Source organism: Streptococcus mitis, assembly GCF_965111735.1.
Classification (GTDB): domain Bacteria; phylum Bacillota; class Bacilli; order Lactobacillales; family Streptococcaceae; genus Streptococcus; species Streptococcus mitis_DR.
This window is the reverse complement of the sequence record NZ_OZ217346.1, coordinates 600,474-616,705: the sequence shown is the minus strand read 5'-3', so window position 1 is coordinate 616,705 and position 16,232 is coordinate 600,474. Positions and strand designations below refer to the sequence as shown.

Genomic DNA, 16,232 nt, shown 5'->3' with positions numbered 1-16,232 from the left:
TTTCCCTTGAAAACCAGTATAATGGTAGAATGCTATATGACTAGAAAGGAAGTTGAATGAAGCAATCTATTTCAAATCTCAAGTTAGCTGAGCGTGGGGCCATCATCAGTATTTCGACCTACCTGCTCTTATCTGCAGCCAAATTAGCAACTGGCCACCTTCTTGATTCATCCAGTTTGGTGGCAGATGGTTTCAATAACGTATCCGATATCATTGGAAATGTGGCCCTCTTGATTGGGATTCGAATGGCACGCCAGCCTGCAGACCGTGACCACCGTTTTGGTCACTGGAAGATTGAAGATTTGGCTAGCTTAGTCACTTCCATCATCATGTTTTATGTTGGCTTTGATGTGCTGAGGGATACCATTCAAAAGATTCTCAGCCGGGAAGAAACGGTCATTGATCCTCTGGGCGCAACTCTAGGAATCATTTCTGCAGCGATTATGTTTGTGGTTTATCTCTATAACACTCGCCTCAGTAAGAAATCCAACTCCAAGGCACTGAAGGCTGCCGCCAAGGACAATCTTTCTGATGCTGTCACCTCACTTGGTACTACCATTGCCATCCTGGCCAGCAGTTTCAATTATCCCATTGTGGATAAACTGGTCGCTATCATCATCACTTTCTTTATTTTGAAAACTGCCTATGATATCTTCATTGAGTCTTCCTTTAGCCTATCAGATGGATTTGATGACCGTCTGCTTGAGGAATATCAAAAAGCCATTATGGAAATTCCCAAAATCAGCAAGGTTAAGTCGCAAAGAGGTCGCACCTACGGTAGCAACATCTACTTGGATATTACGCTAGAGATGAACCCTGACCTGTCTGTTTTTGAGAGTCATGAAATCGCGGATCAAGTCGAGTCTATGCTGGAGGAACGTTTTGGCGTCTTTGATACCGATGTCCATATCGAGCCAGCACCTATCCCTGAGGATGAAATTTTAGACAATGTCTACAAAAAATTGCTGATGCGCGAACAATTGATTGACCAAGGAAATCAACTGGAAGAACTCTTGGCTGATGATTTTGTCTATATTCGGCAAGATGGAGAGCAGATGGATAAAGAGGCCTATACAGCCGAAAAAGACTTGAATTCTGCTATCAAGGACATCCAAATCACTTCCATCAGTCAAAAGACCAAACTCATCTCCTATGAGTTAGATGGTATCATCCATACCAGTATCTGGCGTCGCCACGAAACCTGGCAAAATATCTTTCACCAAGAAACAAAAAAGAATAGAGAAATCCTGTCATGAGACGGGATTTTTCTATTCTTTTAACTATTAAAGTCACTTAGATACTCATAGCGTTCGTATTTTTCAAGGAGTGCTTCGTTTTTCTCATCCAGTTCTTTTTGAAGAGTAGCTAGTTTGCCGAAGTCAGATCCGTTTACCTGCATTTCCCCTTCAATAGCAGCGATACGGTTTTCCAAGGCTTCAATATCGCCTTCAATGCTTGCCCACTCCTGCTTTTCTTGGTAGGTCATGCGTTTCTTGTCTTCTCGAACCTTGACGACTTTTTCCTTTTCGGCTTTTTGAACTTGATTGGCCATCTCTGTTTCAAAGGCTTTTTCATCAAGATAGTCGGTGTAATGACCAAAGAAAGGACGAATCTTGCCATCCTCAAAAGCGAGAATCTTGGTCGCTACCTTATCTAAGAAATAACGGTCATGGCTAACTGTCAAAACTGGACCAGCAAAACCTTGCAAGAAATTCTCCAAAACTGTCAAGGTCGCAATATCTAGGTCATTTGTCGGTTCGTCCAAGAGAAGAACATTTGGTTTTTCCAAGAGCAGTTTGAGGAGATAAAGACGTTTTTTTTCTCCCCCTGACAATTTCTCAATCAAGGTTCCATGCGTCGAACGTGGGAAAAGGAACTGCTCCAACAACTCTGCAATGGAAGTTGTAGTACCACCGCTAGTCTTAACCTCTTCTGCCACTTCCTGCAGGTAATTGATCACTCTCTTGCTTTCATCCAAGCCCTCAATTTGCTGAGAGAAATAGGCGATGCGAACAGTTTCCCCAATCACAACTTGTCCTGCTGTCGGCTCAAGACTGCCTGCAATCAGGTTGAGTAGGGTTGATTTTCCCACACCGTTATCCCCAACGATTCCGATACGGTCTTTAGCCTGAACTAAGAGATTAAAATCTTGCAAAATGGGCTTATTTTCATAGGCAAAAGAAACATCCTGAAACTCGATGACCTTTTTCCCAATCCGACTAGTTTCAAAGTTCATGGTCAAGTCTGTCTCAGCAACGCCGCCTGAAACTTCCTTTTTCAGGTCGTGGAAACGATTGATACGAGCCTGCTGCTTGGTCGCACGCGCCTGCGGTTGTCTGCGCATCCAGGCCAATTCTTGCTTATAAAGTTGTTCCTTTTTATGAAGTAGAGCCGCGTCGCGCTCATCCTGTTCCGCCTTTAGGCGAACATAGTCCTGATAATTGCCCTGATATTCTGTTAAGCCTGCTCGGTCCAACTCGAAAATCCGTGTTGACAAAGCGTCTAAGAAATAACGATCGTGAGTGATAAAGAGAACTGTCTTCTTAGAATTTTTTAAAAAGAGGGTCAGCCACTCAATAGTCACAATGTCCAGATGGTTGGTCGGCTCATCCAAAAGCAAAAGGTTGTGGTTGCCAAGAAGAACTTGCGCCAACTGGACCCGTCTTCTTAGACCACCTGACAATTCCCCAACAGGAGTGGATAAGTCCTGAATCCCCAGCTTGCTGAGAACGGTCTTGACCTGACTCTCAATTTCCCAAGCTTGGAGAGAGTCCATTTCTGCCATGACTCGTTCCAAACGCGCCTGCTTGTCCTCACTATAGTTGAGCATAATCAACTCATATTCACGAATGAGCTGGATTTCCTTGAGGTCGCTGGAGAGAACCGTATCCAAGACTGTCTTGCTATCATCAAAATCAGGATCTTGGGTCAAGTAACCAATCTGGTAATCATTCTTAGCTGAAAAGGGACTGACATCCCCATCAAATCCAGAAACACCAGAAAGGACGTCCAAAAGGGTGGTCTTGCCCGTTCCATTGACACCAATCAGACCAATTCTATCTAGGTCATGGATAATAAAGGAAATATCCTTAAAAACGGTCTTGTCACCAACGGATTTACTTAGTTTTTCAACGATAAAATCACTCATTTTTTCTCCCTTAGATAAGCATGGATGGCTTGACGGTCATTTTTCAATTCTCCATCGACAATGGCATATTCAATCTCTGTTAAAATATCTCCCAAGTCTGGGCCCGGCTGATAACCATATTCCTTGATCAAAATACCACCGTTGATTTGGATTTCTTTCTTATCATGAATGGTCAAACTATGGTAAGTTTCTGTGATAGCTTGTAGGTTGACTTCTTTTCCTTGAGCCTGTCGAAGATTTTCAGCCTGTAAAAGTAAATCCAAGTCAAAGCGATAACAATCGCGCTTGCTCAATTCTCCCTTTTCACGCAAAGCCAAAATAGTCAGCAAATCTTGTACCTGCTTGGCAAATTGACGTGAGGTCTTCCAAGCCTTCAAAAATGGCTGCGCATTTTCAATCTCCAAAGCCCACAGTAGAGCCGCCCAGGCTTGCTCTGAAGATTCAAAGGTGAAATCAGTCTCTAAATCAAACAGTCTGTTAAGCTTGTCCTGGCTAGATTCCATATCAGGGAGATAATCATAAGCTTGACTCTCAATCATGGAAGCCAAGCCCCTTCTCCAAAATGGAGCCAGCAAGAGTTTATCAAACTCAACGAAGGTACGCTCTACAGAAATTTTCTCCAAAAGTGGCGTCAAGGTCTTCATAGCTTTAAAGGTTTCTGACTCAAGCTCAAAGCCAAGACTGGCCTGAAAACGAAAACCACGCATAATCCGCAAAGCATCTTCGTTGAAACGCTCACTTGCCACTCCAACTGCTCGTAAGACTTGCTTTTCCAAATCCTCTAAACCATGAAACAAGTCAATGATTTCTCCTGTCTCGTCCAAGGCAAAGGCATTGACTGTAAAATCACGGCGCTTGAGGTCTTCTTCTAACGAGCGAACAAAGGAAACCGCACTGGGTCTGCGATAGTCCACATAGACATCTTCTGTCCGAAAAGTAGTCACCTCATACTCCTCGTCCCCATCTAAGACCAAGACAGTTCCATGCTCGATTCCGATATCGGCTGTTCGCGGAAAAATCTGCTTGGTTTCTTCTGGATAAGAAGACGTCGCAATATCCACATCATGGATAGGACGATTGAGGAGGGCATCTCGAACAGAACCCCCAACAAAATAGGCCTCAAAACCTGCTTCTTTAATTTTTTCTAATACTGGTAAAGCCTTCTGAAATTCAGAAGGCATTTGCGTTAATCTCATAATAAGTGTTCTAATCCATAAACAAGCTCATGACACTTGACAACTTCTTTAATTCCCAAATTCACCCCTGTCATGAAGGAGCTACGATCATAGGAGTCATGACGGAGGGTCAATCCTTCTCCCTGATTGCCAAAGATGACTTCCTGATGTGCTACCAAGCCTGGTAAACGAACTGAGTGAATCCGCATGCCATCAAAGTCAGCACCACGAGCACCTGCAATGAGTTCTTCCTCATCTGTTGCACCTTGCTGAATAGACTCTCGAACTTCTGCCATCAACTCAGCTGTTTTAATAGCTGTTCCACTCGGAGCATCCTTTTTCTTGTCATGATGGAGCTCGATAATCTCCACATTTGGGAAATATTTGGCAGCCTGCCTTGCAAATTGCATGAGTAAAACAGCACCCAAGGCAAAGTTAGGAGCGATCAGGCCACCCAAATTTTGTTCACGAGAAAATGCTTTTAGCTCTGCAATTTCTTCACTTGTGAAACCTGTTGTTCCAACTACTGGAGCAAAGCCATTTTCAAGAGCAAAATGTGTATTTTCGTAGGCAACAGTTGGAGTAGTAAAATCTACCCAGACATCCGCTTCAAAGCCTGCTAAATCAGCCTTATCCTTGAAAACAGGAATACCCTGCCATTCTGACTCAGACTCAAAAGGATCCAAAACTGCTACCAAGTCCAAGTCTGGATCAGCCAAGACCATCTGACAAGCAGCCTGGCCCATCTTTCCCTTAAAACCAGCAATAATTACTCGAATACTCATATCTACTCCTGACTAAGATACAAAGGACGTTAGCTGCCCTTGAAAAATAGGGAATGACGCTGACTTTCCATGAAAGGCAAGACAGGCATCTTTTTTCAAGAGGCAGGTAGTCCGTGTTCAATTTCTAAGATACAAAGCCTGCAAGAACACAAAGTGAAAATAGGAGTTCTGATCAAGGAGTAGATACTCCTTGGAAGAACTATCTTTTTCACACAGGGTTCCAGGCGTGTTCAATTATCAAGATACAAAGGACCTTAGCTGCCCATGAAAAATAGGGAATGGCGCTGACTTTCCACGAAAGGAAAAACAGTCATCTTTTTTCAAGAGGCAGGTGGTCCGTGTTCAATCTCTAAGATACAAGATTTCTTAACTAGCTCAAAAGCACCAACTAAATCACTGGAATATAACCTAAAGCAATGCTTCCTGCTCCTAGGTGTGTTCCAATGACACTACCAAATGTAGCAAGTGAAATATCTGTACCCACTCCAGATTCAAGTAAGTGCTGACGCAATTCTTCAGCCTTTTCAGGAGCATTTCCGTGAATGACAATGATACGGTATTTGCCTGAAGCTGTGGCTTCCTTGATAATCTCAATTAAACGCTTGGCTGCTTTCTTTTCAGTACGAACTTTTTCGTACACTTCAATCACACCTTGATCATTGAAATAGAGGATTGGCTTAATGCTTAGCAGATTGCCCAAAATCGCAGCTCCATTTGAAAGGCGTCCCCCTTTAACCAAATGGTCCAAGTCATCCACCATGATGAAAGCAGATGTATGACTAATCTGAATAGCTAGCTTATCCTGAATGATAGCAAAATCATCGCCCTGGTCTCGCCAGTTAAAGACACTTTCAACCATGATACCCAAAGGAGCACTTGTAATCAAAGTGTCTGGGAAGGCAATGGTTAAGCCCTCATAGTCATCGACCATGTACTGGATATTTTGGTAAAAACCTGAAATTCCAGAAGATAGGAAAAGCCCCAAAGCATGTGTATAACCTTGTTCTTTGAGCGAAGTTAGAATCTCATCTAACTTGGCAATACTTGGTTGACTGGTCTTAGGCAATTCAGAAGCCTGAGCCATTTTTTGGTAAAATTCCTCAGCAGTCAGATTAATACCTTCGACATACTCCTCACCATCAATATTGACAGGAATATCCAAGACATATAAATCTTCTCTTTGCAAGGCCTCTGCACTGAGATAGGCAGAGGAATCTGTGATAACAGCTAATTTCATATTAGAACTCCAAATTGATTCCTGGTAAGTCTAATGCAATTTCAGTTACTTCGTAAGTCAAACGGTTGAGCATGTTCAAACATGGACGAGCCAAGGTTTCCACTTCTTCTTGGTTCAATTCACTTGGTTCGTTAACAATACGGCCATCGATATGGTTCACCTGAGAAATAGTTCCACTGATAACAAATTTATCAAATACAATCATAAAACTCAAGACAACAATCAAGGAAGTCACTTGATTTTCTTGGTCATGTTGAATTAATTGGAAGTTCACATCCACCTTAGTTTCAGGAGCTCCATTTTCATTTTCCCATTCAAAATTACGCGCATCAAAATGATACTGACTAACAAATTCTTGTTCACGTTTAAGATTCATGTCTTTCTCCCTTGGCTACAATATTATAAGCTATTGTACCATAATTTTTTATTTTCATCTAGTTTTCTAAGATTTAGGTAAGTGGTAAAATTTTTTAGAAAACCTCAAACCCTATGAGAGAGACCCCCAAGCAAGAAAAAAAACTAGGATTTCCCTTGTCCCAGTCTTGACATTCTGCTCATTATGCTTTAACATAGAGTATGTAGACTGAGTAAGTTGGGGAAATAAAATTTCTTCTTTCGGTTTTTACTTACTCGGTGCCGTAAGGATTGCAGTCCTTACGGCTTTTTTATTTGCTTAAATTTGATATCATTATAGCACGTTTTATCCCCTGGTGCAACTATTTCTAAATATCAGGGTTTAAATTTCTTCCAGGTAATTTTCCCAGTTGGCATATATTGACTTGTTTTTTTAGACTCTAAGCGTCTAACCTCCCCACCAGATAGCCCTCTTTGCTCTTGAATTTGATCATAGTCAACAATCCAAGACCCCAATAATAATTCCCGAAGTTCGTCTTTATCAGCTAAGAGTATCATTTTACTCATTGCTTCTGCTCCTTTTTCTGTCCAATATTTTCCACCTCTCTTCATACGGTAAGTAATTTTACGATGCTGACTTTCCATTATACCTATTCCAGAATGTGAAAGGCCTCTCAATTCTGCAGGCTTGGTATATTGAAAATTTTGAAGAAGGCGCCGTTTAAATTTATAGAACTGTTCTATCTCTTCCTGAGTCTCTATTAAAGCCTCTGTCGTATCTAAAACACTACGTAATAAACTTTTATCATGCCTTTGAATCGCTTGAAATGCTTTCTCTAAAAGCTCTGATGGATAAGAATTGAAAAAGCTCTTTAAACTATGATTAAGATGATATTCGTCCCAAAAATGCTCATGGCGACTTACTCTGAGTATCTTTGCCATTTCTTTAAAGACATACGGTGTATAGCCATGCCCTCCATCTGAATTAGTGACAAAAATAGTTTCTTTACTAATCTCGAAAGTATTAGTTAAATAGTCTATTACCTGCTCTCTCACTAAACGATTTTTGGGTGAAATAAATTCCTTTTTGTTTTGCAGTTCAAATCTCTTACTCTCTATCTTTTTACTTCCTGTATGTACGACAAAATGAGAAAGATCTATACGGCGATTATTTAGATTTTTATCACTTGATTTTACCATTACACCATCTCCCTCTACATAGATGACATCTACTTTCTCTTTTATTTCGTTTGATTCTTGATAAGACTGGTAACTTTCCTGTTTCCTCAACAAATCAGCACATAGTTTAACTGCCTTAACGACTGTAGGTTTTGTAATTAAAATATTATAAGTCATTTCAATCACTTGTATCACTTTTCCATAAGACATCATAGTAGATAATTTAGCTATTTGGTACATAAATTCTCTGGAATACCTAGTATTTCTCTCTAAACCCAATTTATCATCAACAGGAATTATCCACTTATCTCCTTTTTTCCAACGCCTTCTCCTAAAAGTAAATTCCCCAAATGTAAAAGTTACTGTTCGCTCCATTGAATGAATACAGGTATAACCTCTTTGCTTCATGATAGGCACTTGTGAATCATCATAAGATTTTATCCAATTTAAAAAATCTTTACCGCTACTCTCTAATAAATTCTCTTTGAATAAACGTTCATCTAGCACCTGCCACAACCTCCTTTAGTACAATAGAGCTATTGTACAAGTCAGGTAGAACTTTAGGCAAATTTATTTTAATTCTACAAAAAACTCCTGACATAAATCAGGAGTTAAAGATATAGATACGAACTATTAAATCTAACAAACAAATACAATGTTAGTAGTTTGCCATTTTTTTAAAAAAACGTCAACATTAATTATCATCTTCTTCACTCTCAGCACCTGTGATATGACGTCCCCCCTGCATACGCTGTCCTGCTTGTTGCATTTGTTGGTTCATGTAATTCATTTGATTCATGCTCTGTTGAAATTTTTGTTGAGAAGAATCAGGCTGTGCTGGTGGTTGTGATTCTGAAACTGGTGCATCTGCAGGTGGATTCGGATCTTGAATTGGGGACTCTATTTCTTCAGCTGAAGGAGTTGGATCGACAATAGGTGCATCTGTTGTTCCTGGATCAATTGGAGGCTCAGGAATGTCAATTGGTCCAGGCTGACCAATTCCAGGAACCGCATCATTTTTCAGAGCGTTATAGGTCGCATTTTGAGCAGAGACGGCCTTATCATCTAGGTTATTTAAAACGTTGCCTACTGCCCCTTTCGTATTTTGCATGGCTTCAAAAGTTTTCCATTCTGCCAAATCAACCATATTGCTTACACCACCTTTGGCCGCATTCATCAAGCCCTGATCTTTTACAGAGTTCCAAGCACCTTGAATACCACCTCCAGTTCTGGCAAGGCTATTCCCTAGGATCTGACTTCCTTTAGACAAGGCATCTGGAGTTTTTTGTGCCATATCCATACCAAATTGACCAAGTGCCATACCCCCATTAAAGACACCGCCTGCTCCAGCTGCAAAGGCATTGCCCATCATCATAGCACCGAGCAGTTGTTGAGCTGTTTCACTATGACCGGTTGAAACTCCAAGCCAACGTTCAATCATGGCCACTCCTTGCATTGATGCAAAGAATACTCCAACATAAACTACACAGGCCGCTATCATTTGTTCCCAACTATTAAGGCCTTCAAAGAATCCTCCAGAAAGCTTCGCCACAGCTGAGACAGAGAGAACTGGTAAATCTCGGAAAATCTCAAGCGTTACACGCATAATGATCACCTCAAAGAAGATACCTGCTCCAGCACCGCCAATTGTTCTTAATAATTCCTTATATTTTTTAGAGTTAGAAAGTGAAGTATAACCGACTAGAGGTGAAATAAGTGCTTCAATAAGAATATCAAAAATAGATTTTACGAGTTTAATGGCCATACTCGTTAAAAGAATAATCAAAATAAAATACTGAGCAAACATCCCAATCCAATTGACTTTATAACGCATATACACTGTTTCAAAAGCATTTAATCCCTTTACAAAGCGATGTTCATCAACAGTTAAAATTCCATTTTGAGTTGCATTTAATTGATGAAGAAAGAGCCCTTTTAATCCTTTCTGTTTTGCTTCAAGAGCATCTAATAGAACTGTATCAGTCGCTCCAAATGTGGCACTAAAATCAATTCGTGAAGCAAAATCAGAGGTATCACGTTTATCTGGACTGTCTGTAATATTATTAAGAGGAGTCGAGCCTTCCTGAATAGGTTTAATAAAGCCATAGTCATCCATTGGGAAAAGTTCTGTTGAAAAATCCTTATCAATTAAAACTTTCAAATCTACAACATTATTTTTCATAGGCTGAATAGCTAGAGAAGAGAAATACTTTGAATTGTCTCCTGAGGTACTCTCTACTTTCTGAACACTCTGCACATCTTCAGAAATGGCCGTAGATATTGTCGTTAAAGCCAATGGTAAAGCTGAAGATACTAGGGTCACCATCAAAAAATTTAAGATTACATTTTTATATTTAACTGGTTTTGTAAAAACTCCTGTAACAGCTGACACAACGAGTATTAAGGCAAACAGAGAAGTTCCAATTACCTGAAACCAGTAAAAGAATTGACCAATAATTGTATTCTGATTACCTAAATATCCGAAAAGTCCAAAAAGCTTAAATAAATTGTTAAAAACATGTTCTAGACTAGCAGTTATAAAATACAGACCTTTAGCCAAAGAACCCCATAAACTGGATAAAAACGCTAAATAAGCTGGTGTTGGTTCTAGGTAATTACTCCAATACTTATAAAATTCAACTAAAGGAGCCGAACGTTCATCTGTTATTGGAATCTTATCATGTAAGTGATCGAATCTTGACATTAAATCTGAAAAATTATCATATTTCATTATATTCTCCCTACGGTTTTTATTTATAGCATAATAGATAATGAAATATCTTGTATTAAAGGGACAAACAAAAAAAGGAGCGAGTAAGCTCCTTTAAAATACTAGTCTTTAGCTGTTCCGGTAAAAGCAAACTGATCCCAACCATCACCCAACGAAAGAATTTTAATACTATTGCCGTTATTACTCAAAATAATTTGATATACCGAACGTTGCTCATCTGCTGAAATTTTACCATCTTTATTGCCATTTCTATCATCACTTATCAAACCAATATAGAAAACAGCAGTATCTGTATTTTTTATCTCTCCCTTATTTTTTTCAGCTTGACCTTTAAAGTTAGAAGCTAGCTCGTCCTCAGACAATACTTGATATGTTTTGATATGAGATTCAATTTCAGTTCCGTCTGAAATCGTACTCTTATTCACATCAAAATCAAACTCATTAGTTGTTTCATCAAAAAATGTTGCATTATCTGTATCAGATCGATAATACCCCAAATAACGACTTTTTAGGGTGCTAGGTGTGCCGTCTACATTTTTTGAAGTTTTACCACCTGAACAAGCTGTTAAGATAGCAATACAGAGGCCAAGAACTCCTAAAATAAGCATCAATTTCTGTTTCATCATAGATGATCTCCTTTATTCCTGTTTTACTTGCTTTATTATACCAAACTTTTAGCCTAAAATCACTCCTTCATAACACGATTTAACCAGCTAACTGTCAGCTCTTCGACTATTTCTTGTTTCCCACTAACTCCCAAAATAGTTATCTCATTTTTTATTAATAACTCTAAAATTTTGTTCTGCTGTTCCTTAATTTCAGTCAAACTCTTAGAAAAGGCATTGTCATATAAATTCAAGCCATCTAATTGACAAATTTTTTCCAGCTGAGCTAACATAAACGCATTGAAAGAAGGAAAATTTTGTTCCTTTTTCATCATATGTAGCTGAATAAACATATCTTCTGGTATATTGCGAATAAGTAAATCTTTAGTCATCACATTCTACCTCCCCTTCATACTCTAGCCAACGTGAAATATGATCGCCATAACAATCGATCTTTTCGTTGAAACTATCTAATTGTTCTGTTTGTTTTTGAACTTGGTTTTGAATATGGTCTGAAGCTAATTTCATATTTTCCAAATGAGCTACATATAATTCTTGAGCTCTATTGAATCTCCCAAATTCAATTTTTTCACGCAAAATTTGAAGTAAAAACTCATTAAAAGATTTTGCTTTTTTCTTTTTAGCAAGTGATTTTAAATAATCAATTTCCAGTTGAGTTAATCCACGAATTTTTAACTCACTTCGTTTTCCGTTAGTCATTTATTATCCATCCTTTCTACTCCACCAAAAAATCATAATGCCTCTTACTTTTCAATTCAATATAATCTGCAAGTACGAAATAAAACTCATTCTCTGGCGTTCCTTTTGACCGTTCCTCCAATTCATGTAAAACTTTTAAACTATCTGGTGAACGAATTAAAAATTCTCGAAATTGTTCAATAGTATCTCTAGTATTTTCTCTATACAACTCTGTCCGACTCATTAATAATTCTTGAATCAAACTGAGTTGATTTTTAACTATTGTTTCAAAGCTTTCATCGTAATCCGTTGACCGTAAAAAGCTCTTTATTTTCATAACACCCTGAGGGGAAATGTATGTTACACCACCTTGTTTTTTGATATCAATATCCTCCAATTTTTGACGGTGATATCTAACTAAACTTTTTGTAATCCCCAACTCTTTCGCAACTTCTAACATCGTTTTCCAATTATCCATAAACACACCATTTTCCAAATTAATTTTTATAGAGTGAAGCAGGGGGAAATTTGACCATATTTTGACTAGGCAAATTGCCTACCTTTTTCCTCTCCTATACCTAATAAAAGAGCATAAGGGAAACTGTTACCACATCCTGTGATAAGTTGATAGTATCAACGTTTCTAGTGTCCCCAATTTTCTCGGCTTCGCCTACTTTTACATACTTACAAATTGCCCCCTCCCACATCATACACACACTAAAACACACTTATAAACATCAACTTTTCTCCTAATTTCTGTAAAATATATTGTTCTAAACTGCCTAATTTTATTACTTTTTTATATTCTTTTTAAGTTGTTTTCTCTCTTCTACGGATAGGATTGTGACTCGTTTAGGAGCAACAGACAAGAATAAAATTACACCCGCAACTGAAGCTGGAAACAACCTGACTTTATTTTTCTTTGAAGATGATTGAAGTTGTATGTAACAGATTGGATAAATTAAAAGCCATGCTAGGAGTGTCATTACAAAACTATATAATATTGCTTCAAAAATTCTAAAAATTAATTCCATTTTTCTATCCTTTATTTTTTTATTTTAATTTCAACTGTGTGATTTCTTCTTTCATATTTTGATACATTTCCATAATATGTTTAAAAACTATCGGATCAAAATTTTTATACTTCTCAACAATTGGCAACATTGGAAAACCATCTATTTTTTCAGAATTCAGATATTGAGTTACAATTGTTTTATCAGTTATCAATGACGCTACTCTTACTAAAGCAGGAATACTCGTTATTACTTCCTGATTCTGATAAAAAGTTATCATAATATCGCCAACTTTTAAATTTAAATCCTCAAATTGTTCCTCCGTCACCTTGAAATAATAAGCCAATTCTTCCTGTCCTAATCCAGTCAAATAATAACCTCGAATAATTTTACAACACTCCATAATCCCCCTCCTTCACAAATCGAAATGGTGCATCGTAGTATTTATAGTTAGTCGCCGTCTCTTTTTGTTTGGGCTTCTGATAATGATCTAAAAATTGACGAGCTAGACCTTTTGTTTCAAATACTACTATCACATCATCGTGACGAATAAAATCACCATTATAAAAACTGAAGATTAGCCATTTATCCATTTTTACCCTCCTTATAAAATGCCCAAGACATCAATTGATTATGATACTTTATCTTGTCTGTTATACCTTGTAAACGCCCCTCTTCATCCACCACACAAGGAATTCCCTCACGTGTAATATAATGACAAAGCGAAGAGTAGTTCAATCTCAATTTCCTTGCAATTTCTTTCCTAAATAAACCTTGATGCGCCAACTTTCTAATCTCTTTCCCATACTGAGTAGGCACATTAGGTAGCCCTAAATCACTCCTTTTATGACACACAGAATGATAAGAACGACCAAGTAACCTAGCTTGTTCTTTCACAGTCATTTTCCCACTCATTCTTTTTAAAGCATTAATTTCCCAGTCGGACCATTTATCCAATAGTTTAGTTTGAGTTCCCTCTTTTCTCAATTGATGAACTTTCCCTCTAACTGCAGATGCAGTTCTTCCTAGATACATCGCTACGGTAATACAATTGTCGCCGTCAGGATCTTCTGCAAACATTCTTACATAGTCTATTTCTTCTTGTGTCCATCGACGACACTCTTTTTTATTCATTCTTTTCCCTCCAGTATCATAGATATAATGTAATGGCAGTCTGGCTATTAAATTTTTTCCTACTTTTATCCCACATCCTCCTCAAATAATTCTCCTTGTACGACATGTTTTAAGCCCTCCTGTACATGATAAATAGTTTGGTTGATAATCTTTCTAGGTATCTTCAAAAGATGCGTAAGGGTATCTAAATAGGCCTTTTTAGCATCTTGTTTCTTTTGCATAGCCGTTAAGATTATCATTCGAATAGAGGCTAATATTAATCCCCCTCCTCGCCCTTTTTTAACTTGTAAAAAAATTTTATGCTTCTCTACCAGTCTACGTAGAACGATTTTTAAGCTAGAACTGGCAATTCCAAGAGCAATCTGTAAGTCTTTTTGTGTCACTTTTAAAATAGTTTGATCTTGATTCGTTCTCTCTGTGATGTAAAACATAATATCGTCTTCCCACTCGGAATAATGACTATTCTTTCTGTCAGCACGTTTCTTCTTAAACTTGTACCAACGTTGCTTCACAAAGAGATCTGAAGCCTTGAGTTCCTGATTGACCCATGCTTTACATAAAGTCATTACATAGTCACGACTAGCAGCTTCATATTTTCCTGAGTAGGCGCTTGTGATAATCTTATGATATTCAACTGAAGAGAGTGGTTCGTCTAGATTTGCATTAAAACTAGAAAGAACTTCCTCACATTCTTCCTGATCGATTCCTGAAGAGAAGTTGGCTAAAGCCAGCGTGAAAAGAACGTTGTTTCTTCCCATCAAGGCTTTTCCACCTTTGATATTCCCCTCTCTCATCAACAATTGATACCAAGGCTCATCAATCTGTTTCACCCCTTCAGAGCCCGAAATAACCGTCAAATTGGGCTTTTTACTTGGGAAAGGAAGTTCTGATTGCTTCATTGACCAATCTAACCACTCCTGGAATGAATAGGTATAGTCAGGTTCAAAGAATTCGACATTATCGGTTCGAGGAATACGAGCAATCCCAAAATGGTTACAAGTCATATCTACTGGTAAAGTTTGAGCAAAGTAATTTCTCAAATTTTGAGAGATAGCTTTAGCCACCTTTACCACTCGAAATTGGGAATGAGCTGTAACATAAGCTGATTCTGAGAGGACAAAATAGGCTTGAAATCCCTTATCAGATTTTAGAATCAACGTTGGCATAAAACCTAGCTCCAGAGAAGCGGTTAAAATATCTCCTGTCGTCATTTCTTCAGCTGCAGAGGTAATATCGAAGTCAATGTAAAATGTGTTAATCTGTCTAAGATTATCTTCAGAGTGCCCGCATGTAATCCGTCGACCAGCATCACTATAGCTTCCGTAGCAATATACGTTAGGAGTCCAGTGTGTAAACTGATCCTGGTTCTCCAGCAATGATTCAACAGAGGTTAAAACAACACCACGTGCCTTCACCATATTCGCTTTTGAACGATAAGCAAATACAGAGCCTCGTCTTCCTTCTTCAGCTGAAGAGATGAGCTGTAAATGGCTATTCTTAAATTTTTGAGTTCTTAATCCGTCTTTTGTGATGATGGATAAGCATTTTAATAAATCAATCTTTTTCATGGTTTTTAGGATTCTCATATCCCTTCCTCATTGATTCTCATACTATCAGGTAGCTTTTTACTTGGTAAACAGTAACCTTCAGATAAGTTCCCCTTGCTATAAAATTCAGGACTATTTGTCATGATGTGATCACTTCTTCTCCAGCCTCTACGAAGTTGTTTGTAAGATAAAGAAACACGCTTCTCAATCTCTTTAAAACTAAATCCCAGCTTCAAATAGGTTGTGACAATAGCATTAGCATGTTCTTTAGACTCTTCGCTTCTTGTTCTTCGCTGAAAGTTAATCTGCTTATCTTCTTCATTTAACGCTATCTGATAAGCAATAAACAACTTACGCATTTCCATAATTTTATGTTGCCAGTCCAAACTGTAAGATTGCCCTGAATATCGATTCACTAGCTCTTTAACAGGCTGTTTAAATTTCTTCTGGAGAGAATCAAACTCCCCAAGATCTGAGAATGGATCAATAAATCCTAATGGTTCATAATTTAATAATTGTTCTAGTAATTCCTGACGTCCTACTCGTTCCATATCAAATCCCCCATTTCTCAGCAAATAAAAAAGAGAGAGAACATTTCTGTTCTCCCTCACAGGAAAATTTGATT

The 16,232-nt window shown here is 38.2% G+C and carries 18 protein-coding genes; 1 reads left to right on the top strand and 17 read right to left on the bottom strand.

The features are described 5' to 3' along the window. Positions 1–56: 56 nt before the first annotated feature. Complete coding sequence (gene mntE, locus ACLV7W_RS03065; protein WP_411865417.1) at positions 57–1,256, top strand: CDF family manganese efflux transporter MntE; 1,200 nt, start codon at positions 57–59, stop codon at positions 1,254–1,256. Between the two features lie 20 nt (positions 1,257–1,276). Here mntE and ACLV7W_RS03060 read toward each other — a convergent pair whose 3' ends face one another. From ACLV7W_RS03060 to ACLV7W_RS02980, 17 genes are all read right to left on the bottom strand, one after another. Further along, positions 1,277–3,148, bottom strand: coding sequence for an ABC-F family ATP-binding cassette domain-containing protein (locus tag ACLV7W_RS03060; protein WP_411865416.1), 1,872 nt, complete (start codon positions 3,146–3,148; stop codon positions 1,277–1,279). Beyond that, a complete protein-coding gene (locus tag ACLV7W_RS03055) occupies positions 3,145–4,344 on the bottom strand; it encodes a CCA tRNA nucleotidyltransferase (RefSeq protein ID WP_153199119.1) in 1,200 nt (399 codons plus the stop codon). The genes ACLV7W_RS03060 and ACLV7W_RS03055 overlap by 4 nt, the downstream gene beginning before the upstream one ends. After that, positions 4,341–5,108, bottom strand: a complete 768-nt coding sequence (dapB, locus tag ACLV7W_RS03050; protein ID WP_411865415.1) for a 4-hydroxy-tetrahydrodipicolinate reductase — start codon at positions 5,106–5,108, stop codon at positions 4,341–4,343. Before dapB ends, ACLV7W_RS03055 begins: the two co-directional genes overlap by 4 nt. 388 nt (positions 5,109–5,496) lie before the next feature. Continuing rightward, positions 5,497–6,345, bottom strand: a complete 849-nt coding sequence (locus tag ACLV7W_RS03045; RefSeq protein ID WP_125454996.1) for a DegV family protein — start codon at positions 6,343–6,345, stop codon at positions 5,497–5,499. A 1-nt stretch (position 6,346) separates the two neighbouring features. Continuing rightward, positions 6,347–6,721 carry a DUF1149 family protein gene (locus tag ACLV7W_RS03040; RefSeq protein ID WP_001050081.1) on the bottom strand — a complete coding sequence of 125 codons (375 nt, stop codon included), beginning with the start codon at positions 6,719–6,721 and terminating at the stop codon, positions 6,347–6,349. A gap of 353 nt (positions 6,722–7,074) precedes the next feature. Further along, the gene (locus ACLV7W_RS03035; protein ID WP_411865247.1) at positions 7,075–8,385 is read right to left on the bottom strand and encodes an ISLre2 family transposase; all 1,311 of its coding nucleotides are present in this window, start codon (positions 8,383–8,385) and stop codon (positions 7,075–7,077) included. 187 nt (positions 8,386–8,572) lie between these two features. Next, positions 8,573–10,609, bottom strand: coding sequence for a pLS20_p028 family conjugation system transmembrane protein (locus tag ACLV7W_RS03030; RefSeq protein WP_411865414.1), 2,037 nt, complete (start codon positions 10,607–10,609; stop codon positions 8,573–8,575). 101 nt (positions 10,610–10,710) lie between these two features. Beyond that, positions 10,711–11,235 (bottom strand): hypothetical protein, encoded by a 525-nt coding sequence (locus ACLV7W_RS03025; protein ID WP_411865246.1) that lies wholly within the window; start codon positions 11,233–11,235, stop codon positions 10,711–10,713. Positions 11,236–11,294: 59 nt separating this feature from the next. After that, complete coding sequence (locus tag ACLV7W_RS03020) at positions 11,295–11,606, bottom strand: hypothetical protein (RefSeq protein ID WP_038804255.1); 312 nt, start codon at positions 11,604–11,606, stop codon at positions 11,295–11,297. After that, positions 11,599–11,934: a hypothetical protein gene (locus ACLV7W_RS03015; RefSeq protein ID WP_261064580.1), complete on the bottom strand. Its 336-nt coding sequence runs from the start codon at positions 11,932–11,934 to the stop codon at positions 11,599–11,601. Before ACLV7W_RS03015 ends, ACLV7W_RS03020 begins: the two co-directional genes overlap by 8 nt. 16 nt (positions 11,935–11,950) lie before the next feature. After that, positions 11,951–12,391 carry a hypothetical protein gene (locus tag ACLV7W_RS03010; protein ID WP_007520128.1) on the bottom strand — a complete coding sequence of 147 codons (441 nt, stop codon included), beginning with the start codon at positions 12,389–12,391 and terminating at the stop codon, positions 11,951–11,953. A gap of 313 nt (positions 12,392–12,704) precedes the next feature. Continuing rightward, positions 12,705–12,947, bottom strand: a complete 243-nt coding sequence (locus tag ACLV7W_RS03005; protein ID WP_411865245.1) for a hypothetical protein — start codon at positions 12,945–12,947, stop codon at positions 12,705–12,707. 19 nt (positions 12,948–12,966) lie between these two features. Next, positions 12,967–13,329 carry a hypothetical protein gene (locus ACLV7W_RS03000; RefSeq protein WP_038804258.1) on the bottom strand — a complete coding sequence of 121 codons (363 nt, stop codon included), beginning with the start codon at positions 13,327–13,329 and terminating at the stop codon, positions 12,967–12,969. After that, the gene (locus tag ACLV7W_RS02995; protein ID WP_038804259.1) at positions 13,316–13,519 is read right to left on the bottom strand and encodes a hypothetical protein; all 204 of its coding nucleotides are present in this window, start codon (positions 13,517–13,519) and stop codon (positions 13,316–13,318) included. Before ACLV7W_RS02995 ends, ACLV7W_RS03000 begins: the two co-directional genes overlap by 14 nt. Further along, positions 13,512–14,060, bottom strand: a complete 549-nt coding sequence (locus ACLV7W_RS02990; RefSeq protein ID WP_411865244.1) for a hypothetical protein — start codon at positions 14,058–14,060, stop codon at positions 13,512–13,514. The genes ACLV7W_RS02995 and ACLV7W_RS02990 overlap by 8 nt, the downstream gene beginning before the upstream one ends. 65 nt (positions 14,061–14,125) lie before the next feature. Continuing rightward, positions 14,126–15,628, bottom strand: a complete 1,503-nt coding sequence (locus ACLV7W_RS02985; protein WP_411865928.1) for a primase C-terminal domain-containing protein — start codon at positions 15,626–15,628, stop codon at positions 14,126–14,128. A gap of 14 nt (positions 15,629–15,642) precedes the next feature. Beyond that, on the bottom strand, positions 15,643–16,158 hold the full coding sequence (locus ACLV7W_RS02980) for a modification methylase Sau96I (RefSeq protein WP_411865243.1): 516 nt from the start codon (positions 16,156–16,158) through the stop codon (positions 15,643–15,645). Positions 16,159–16,232 lie beyond the last annotated feature (74 nt).

Bases quoted from the DNA above. Each gene is read 5' to 3' on its own strand.
- ACLV7W_RS03000 (WP_038804258.1), bottom strand. From the start codon at position 13,329: ATGGAGTGTTGTAAAATTATTCGAGGTTATTATTTGACTGGATTAGGA.
- ACLV7W_RS03055 (WP_153199119.1), bottom strand. From the start codon at position 4,344: ATGAGATTAACGCAAATGCCTTCTGAATTTCAGAAGGCTTTACCAGTA.
- mntE (WP_411865417.1), top strand. From the start codon at position 57: ATGAAGCAATCTATTTCAAATCTCAAGTTAGCTGAGCGTGGGGCCATC.
- ACLV7W_RS02990 (WP_411865244.1), bottom strand. From the start codon at position 14,060: ATGAATAAAAAAGAGTGTCGTCGATGGACACAAGAAGAAATAGACTAT.
- ACLV7W_RS03005 (WP_411865245.1), bottom strand. From the start codon at position 12,947: ATGGAATTAATTTTTAGAATTTTTGAAGCAATATTATATAGTTTTGTA.
- ACLV7W_RS03015 (WP_261064580.1), bottom strand. From the start codon at position 11,934: ATGACTAACGGAAAACGAAGTGAGTTAAAAATTCGTGGATTAACTCAA.
- ACLV7W_RS03045 (WP_125454996.1), bottom strand. From the start codon at position 6,345: ATGAAATTAGCTGTTATCACAGATTCCTCTGCCTATCTCAGTGCAGAG.
- ACLV7W_RS02995 (WP_038804259.1), bottom strand. From the start codon at position 13,519: ATGGATAAATGGCTAATCTTCAGTTTTTATAATGGTGATTTTATTCGT.
- ACLV7W_RS03030 (WP_411865414.1), bottom strand. From the start codon at position 10,609: ATGAAATATGATAATTTTTCAGATTTAATGTCAAGATTCGATCACTTA.
- ACLV7W_RS03040 (WP_001050081.1), bottom strand. From the start codon at position 6,721: ATGAATCTTAAACGTGAACAAGAATTTGTTAGTCAGTATCATTTTGAT.
- ACLV7W_RS02985 (WP_411865928.1), bottom strand. From the start codon at position 15,628: ATGAAAAAGATTGATTTATTAAAATGCTTATCCATCATCACAAAAGAC.
- ACLV7W_RS02980 (WP_411865243.1), bottom strand. From the start codon at position 16,158: ATGGAACGAGTAGGACGTCAGGAATTACTAGAACAATTATTAAATTAT.
- ACLV7W_RS03010 (WP_007520128.1), bottom strand. From the start codon at position 12,391: ATGGATAATTGGAAAACGATGTTAGAAGTTGCGAAAGAGTTGGGGATT.
- ACLV7W_RS03020 (WP_038804255.1), bottom strand. From the start codon at position 11,606: ATGACTAAAGATTTACTTATTCGCAATATACCAGAAGATATGTTTATT.
- ACLV7W_RS03060 (WP_411865416.1), bottom strand. From the start codon at position 3,148: ATGAGTGATTTTATCGTTGAAAAACTAAGTAAATCCGTTGGTGACAAG.
- dapB (WP_411865415.1), bottom strand. From the start codon at position 5,108: ATGAGTATTCGAGTAATTATTGCTGGTTTTAAGGGAAAGATGGGCCAG.
- ACLV7W_RS03025 (WP_411865246.1), bottom strand. From the start codon at position 11,235: ATGATGAAACAGAAATTGATGCTTATTTTAGGAGTTCTTGGCCTCTGT.